The organism is Streptomyces sp. NPDC060209, assembly GCF_042728155.1.
GTDB lineage: Bacteria > Actinomycetota > Actinomycetes > Streptomycetales > Streptomycetaceae > Streptomyces.
The window spans coordinates 1-5,143 of sequence record NZ_JBHWZS010000450.1; the positions used below are offsets into that span (position 1 = coordinate 1).

Annotated in this window: 5 protein-coding genes; all 5 read right to left on the reverse strand. The window is 71.1% G+C overall.

Going from position 1 to position 5,143, the window contains the following annotated elements; all coding sequences use genetic code 11:
- Positions 1–96 precede the first annotated feature (96 nt).
- The 5 genes from ACFWFI_RS40795 to ACFWFI_RS40815 all read right to left on the reverse strand — a co-directional run bounded on the left by ACFWFI_RS40795 (position 97) and on the right by ACFWFI_RS40815 (position 4,838).
- Positions 97–1,251, reverse strand: coding sequence for a pseudouridine synthase (locus ACFWFI_RS40795; RefSeq protein WP_387400717.1), 1,155 nt, complete (start codon positions 1,249–1,251; stop codon positions 97–99).
- Positions 1,251–1,901: an SMC-Scp complex subunit ScpB gene (gene scpB / locus ACFWFI_RS40800; protein ID WP_387400718.1), complete on the reverse strand. Its 651-nt coding sequence runs from the start codon at positions 1,899–1,901 to the stop codon at positions 1,251–1,253. Before scpB ends, ACFWFI_RS40795 begins: the two co-directional genes overlap by 1 nt.
- Positions 1,898–3,031 carry a segregation and condensation protein A gene (locus tag ACFWFI_RS40805; RefSeq protein ID WP_387400720.1) on the reverse strand — a complete coding sequence of 378 codons (1,134 nt, stop codon included), beginning with the start codon at positions 3,029–3,031 and terminating at the stop codon, positions 1,898–1,900. The genes scpB and ACFWFI_RS40805 overlap by 4 nt, the downstream gene beginning before the upstream one ends.
- A 101-nt stretch (positions 3,032–3,132) precedes the next feature.
- Positions 3,133–3,723, reverse strand: a complete 591-nt coding sequence (locus tag ACFWFI_RS40810; protein WP_387400724.1) for a hypothetical protein — start codon at positions 3,721–3,723, stop codon at positions 3,133–3,135.
- Entirely contained in the window at positions 3,720–4,838 is a 1,119-nt protein-coding gene (locus ACFWFI_RS40815; protein WP_387400722.1) for a ParA family protein, read from the reverse strand. The genes ACFWFI_RS40810 and ACFWFI_RS40815 overlap by 4 nt, the downstream gene beginning before the upstream one ends.
- Between the last annotated feature and the right edge of the window lie 305 nt (positions 4,839–5,143).

Sequence of the window (5,143 nt, forward strand, 5' to 3'; positions counted from 1 at the left end):
TGGCGGCCAGGTAGGTCTTCTTCACGCCGTACTTGGGGTGCGTCAGACGGTGGGCCAGCTCGCCGTGGTTGGTGAGCAGGATGATGCCCTCGGTCCTTAGAGACCGACCTCGCGCATCAGCATGCCCACCTCGGTGTTGGTCAGGCGGCGCAGCCAGCCCGACTTCTGGTCGCCCAGCGGGATCGGCCCGAAGGACGTCCGCACGAGACGCTCGACCGGGAAGCCCGCCTCGGCCAGCATCCGGCGGACGATGTGCTTGCGGCCCTCGTGGAGGGTCACCTCGACCAGGTAGTTCTTGCCGGTGTTCTCGACGACGCGGAAGTGGTCGGCGCGGGCGTACCCGTCCTCCAGCTGGATGCCGTCCTTGAGCCGCTTGCCGAGGTCGCGCGGGAGCGGACCCTGGATGGCGGCCAGGTAGGTCTTCTTCACGCCGTACTTGGGGTGCGTCAGACGGTGGGCCAGCTCGCCGTGGTTGGTGAGCAGGATGATGCCCTCGGTCTCGGTGTCGAGCCGCCCGACGTGGAACAGCCGCGTCTCGCGGTTGTTCACGTAGTCACCGAGATTCTGGCGGCCGTCCGGGTCACCCATGGTGGAGACGACGCCGGCGGGCTTGTTCAGCGCGAAGAACAGGTGCGACTGCGTCGCGACGGTCAGGCCGTCGACCTTGATCTCGTCCTTGTGCGGGTCGACCCGCATGCCCTGCTCCAGGACGATCTCGCCGTTGACCTCGACCCTGGCCTGCTCGATCAGCTCCTCGCACGCCCGGCGCGAGCCCATGCCGGCCCGGGCGAGGATCTTCTGCAGACGCTCGCCCTCCTGCTCGGCGCCCGGGTGCGTCCTGGGCGTCTTGATCTCGGGCTTGTCCGCGTAACGGTCGCGGTTGCGCTGCTCGATCTTGGCGTCGAGCTCGCGGGGGCGGGACGGAGCGCCCACGCGGCGTCCGCCCTTGCTCACGTTCTGTGCGGGCTTGGGGCCGCCCTTGGCCCCGCCGCGGGCCGCCGCGCCGCGCCCCTTGCGCGGGCCGCCGTCGCCGCCCGGCTTGTCGGAGCCCACGTCGTAGCGGCGCTCCTCGGGACGGGGCCGGCGGGGGCGCTGCTCCTGCTTGTCGTCGCGCTCCGAGCCGGAGACCCGGGGGTTCGGGTTGCTGTTCCTGCCGCTGCCGCTGTTGTTCCTGCCGCCCGCGCCGCCGCTCCGGCCGCCGCCGCTCTTGCCGCCGCTGCCGCTTCCGCTGTTCCTGCCACTGCTTCGCATCAAAAATCCGTCTTGTCGTCTGCGTGAGTTTCCGGGGTGTCCGGTGCGTCCGGATCGAACGACGGCACACCCTCTAGCGTCTCAGCCTCGATCGCGTCCGCCTCCGGGAGGAAGGGCGCGAGCTCCGGGAGCTCGTCCAGGCCTCGCAGGCCCATGCGCTCCAGAAAGTAGTTCGTCGTCCTGTACAGGATCGCACCTGTTTCGGGTTCCGCGCCCGCCTCCTCGACGAGACCCCTCTGGAGCAGGGTCCGCATGACGCCGTCGCAGTTCACTCCGCGTACCGCGGAGACCCTCGACCGGCTGACCGGCTGGCGGTACGCGACCACGGCGAGCGTCTCCAGTGCCGCCTGGGTGAGCCGGGCGTGCTGCCCGTCCAGGACGAAGCCCTCCACGGCCTCCGCGTACTCCGGGCGGGTGTAGAAGCGCCAGCCCCCGGCGACGAGCCTCAGGTCGAATCCACGGCGCTGGACGGTGTACTCGTCCGCCAGCTCCCGCAGGGCGTCCGCGACGGCCCTGCGGGGCCGCTGGAGGACCTTGGCGAGGTGTTCCTCGGTGGCGGGCTCGTCGACGACCATGAGGACCGCCTCCAGCGCGGGCCTGAGGTCGAGCCCGGCAACCGCGGCGTCGCGCCCGGCGTCGTCTGTGCTCATGCCTGTACGTCCTCCTGTGGCTCGCGCACCTCTTGGTCGAACTCGTCCGTGACCACCGGTTCGGTCACCTCGCCCCCGGCCCAGCGCACCAGGAGGTCGCCGAGCGCCTCCTCCTGGTCGAGCGCGACCGCCTTCTCCCGGTAGAGCTCCAGGAGCGCCAGGAAGCGGGCGACGACCGTGAGGGTGTCCTCCGCGTCCTCGGTGAGCGCCCGGAAGCTGATCTCGCCCTCAGCCCGCAGCCGCGCCACCACGATCTCCGCCTGTTCGCGCACGCTGACCAGCGGGGCGTGGATGTGATCGACGTACACCTGCGGCTTGGGCTTCGGCTGCATCGCCTTCACCGCGAGCCGGGCGAACCCCTCGGGGCCGATGCTGATCACGACCTCGGGCAGCAGCTCGGCGTGCTGGGGCTCGAGCCCCACGGTGCGGGGGTAGCGGCGGGACTCGGACTCCAGGCGGTCGCTGAAGATCTCCGCGATCCGCTTGTACGCGCGGTACTGCAGCAGTCGCGCGAAGAGCAGGTCCCGCGCCTCCAGGAGGGCGAGGTCCGCCTCGTCCTCCACTTCGGCGGTGGGGAGGAGCCGGGCGGCCTTCAGATCGAGCAGGGTCGCGGCGACGACGAGGAACTCGGTGGTCTGGTCGAGGTCCCAGTCCGGTCCCATGGCCCGGATGTGTGCCATGAACTCGTCGGTGACCTTCGACAGTGCGACCTCGGTCACGTCGAGCTTGTGCTTGGAGATCAGCTGGAGGAGCAGATCGAAGGGGCCCTCGAAGTTGACGAGCCGCACGGTGAACCGCCGGTCGTCGGCGGCGGCCTCGTCGACGGCCTCCGACACGGCTCCGGGCCCGGCGTCGCCGGCCGTCCTCGGCAGGACTCCGGGGGCGGCCTCGCGGGGTTCCACGGCCTCCGTGGGCGGGGCTACCGCGCCCTGAAGGCCCTCGTCGGGCCCAGCGGCGTCCAGCAGGACCGCCGGGGCCTCAGCGTCCTCAGCGATCGCCGAGGGCCCTGACGGGGCCACAGCGGCCTCGGACGACGCCGCAGGAGCCGCGGGAGCCGCGGGAGGCCGTATCCCCGGCCCGCGGCCGAGGGCACGGCGGGTCGGGCGGGGAGGGTCGTCGGCAGTCGGCATGTGCTGGGGTCCAGGGGTGCGGCGGGAGGCGGGCGGTGGGCCCCGGGGCGGGGCCGCCCGTACGGCGGCCCTCCCCCGGCAGGCTACCGGCGCCGCACCGGTCAGCGGCCCCGCAGCCTCCGTACGAGGATGCTCGCGTCGCCGCGTGACTCCAGGTCGGCCAGCACCACGGCGACGGCCTCCCGGACGATGCGCCCGCGGTCGACGGCCAGTCCGTGCTCACCGCGCAGCACGAGGCGCGCGTGCTCGAGGTCCATCAGTTCCTCGGCGGACACGTAGACGGTGATCTTCTCGTCGTGGCGTTCCCGGCCGCTGGGCCGGCGGTTCGCTCCGCGCCCGCCCCCGCCCCCGCGTCCCCGCTGCGGCTGGACGGTGGGAGCTTCCTGGGACGGCGCGGTACGCGTCCCGGGCGGTCCGGCCGCGCCCCGGTCGTCCCCGTCGGTGCGGCTGCGCGAGCCACCGCCGTCGGCGTCAGCCGCGGAGTGCTCCTCCCGGGACGCCCCGGCGGATGTGTCACCGCTGGGGGGTTCGCCGCCCCGGCCGCCGGTGTCGGCCGCCGAATCGCTTCCTCCGGCCGGTGCGGGGACCCGCGCCTCGCCGTTCGCCTTGCGTCGCCGCTCGGCGGGGGACGAGGCCTGAAGGCCCATGCCCCCGGTGGTACGGAACAGCTCGTCGGCCCCCGGCAGACTCACTCGGCGTGACACCGGGCGAGCACCTCCCTGGCGAGCTGGCGATAGGCGGCGGCACCGACCGAGTTCGACGCGTACGTGGTGATGGGCTCACCGGCGACCGTGGTCTCCGGGAAGCGCACCGTGCGCCCGATGACGGTGTGGTAGACGTGTTCGTCGAAGGCCTCGACGACGCGTGCGAGCACCTCACGGCTGTGCACCGTGCGGGAGTCGTACATGGTGGCGAGGATGCCGTCCAGCTCCAGCTCGGGGTTGAGCCTCTCCTGGACCTTCTCGATGGTCTCGGTGAGCAGCGCCACACCGCGCAGCGCGAAGAATTCGCACTCCAGCGGGACTATCACCTTGTGAGCCGCCGTCAGGGCGTTCACGGTGAGCAGTCCGAGCGAGGGCTGACAGTCGATCACGATGTAGTCGTAGTCGGCCATCAGCGGCTTGAGGGCGCGCTGCAGCGTCGACTCCCGGGCAACCTCGCTCACCAGCTGCACCTCGGCGGCCGAGAGGTCGATGTTGCTGGGGAGCAGGTCCATGTTGGGCACGGCCGTCTTCAGCAGGACCTCGTCGGCCGCCATGCCCCGCTCCATGAGCAGGTTGTAGACGGTGAGGTCGAGCTCCATCGGGTTGACCCCGAGGCCGACGGACAGGGCTCCCTGCGGGTCGAAGTCGACGAGCAGGACGCGCCGGCCGTACTCGGCGAGTGCGGCGCCCAGGTTGATGGTCGACGTGGTCTTGCCGACGCCGCCCTTCTGGTTGCACATCGCGATGATCTTCGCGGGGCCGTGATCGGTCAGCGGACCGGGAATCGGGAAGTACGGCAGCGGCCGGCCGGTCGGGCCGATCCGCTCGCGGCGCTGGCGGGCGGCGTCGGGCGCGAGGGTGGCCGCGTACTCCGGATCGGGCTCGTATTCGGCATCGGGGTCGTAGAAGTGCCCCTCGGGCACCTCGGCGAAGTCGGCGAAGTGGGAGGTCTCTCGGCCACTTTCGTTGCCGGCCATGGCGTTCACGTGTAGGCCGTCCATCATCTGGGGGGCTGTCGTCATGTGCTGGTGGGTGGCGAAGGTGCGGACAGCGACGGAGCCGACAGCCTCGAGCCCGATCGGGCTCAGACCCCGTGCAGGCATCCCTGGTTGACCACCCCCGGGAGTAATTGTCGACTCATTCACAAGTCGTCTTACCTCCTTGGATGTGACCAGGAAACTTATCGATAGGTCAGCGTGGCACCATGCCGACGATTGGCGACTCTATGGCGTGTCACCGGTTCGCAGCAACACAATCCGCCGGACCCGGCCCGATGTGTCGGCAATCGAACACCCCTCTGTCAAGAGCAGGGAGCGCTCTGGGCGCACCTTTCGCGGGGGTGCAAAAAGGGTAGAGGGTTACGTCTCCGGCGAGTTGAGCCGGACCCTCTCATGCGTCCGGCCGGACC

Bases quoted from the DNA above. Each gene is read 5' to 3' on its own strand.
- ACFWFI_RS40815 (WP_387400722.1), bottom strand. From the start codon at position 4,838: ATGCCTGCACGGGGTCTGAGCCCGATCGGGCTCGAGGCTGTCGGCTCC.
- ACFWFI_RS40805 (WP_387400720.1), bottom strand. From the start codon at position 3,031: ATGCCGACTGCCGACGACCCTCCCCGCCCGACCCGCCGTGCCCTCGGC.
- scpB (WP_387400718.1), bottom strand. From the start codon at position 1,901: ATGAGCACAGACGACGCCGGGCGCGACGCCGCGGTTGCCGGGCTCGAC.
- ACFWFI_RS40795 (WP_387400717.1), bottom strand. From the start codon at position 1,251: ATGCGAAGCAGTGGCAGGAACAGCGGAAGCGGCAGCGGCGGCAAGAGC.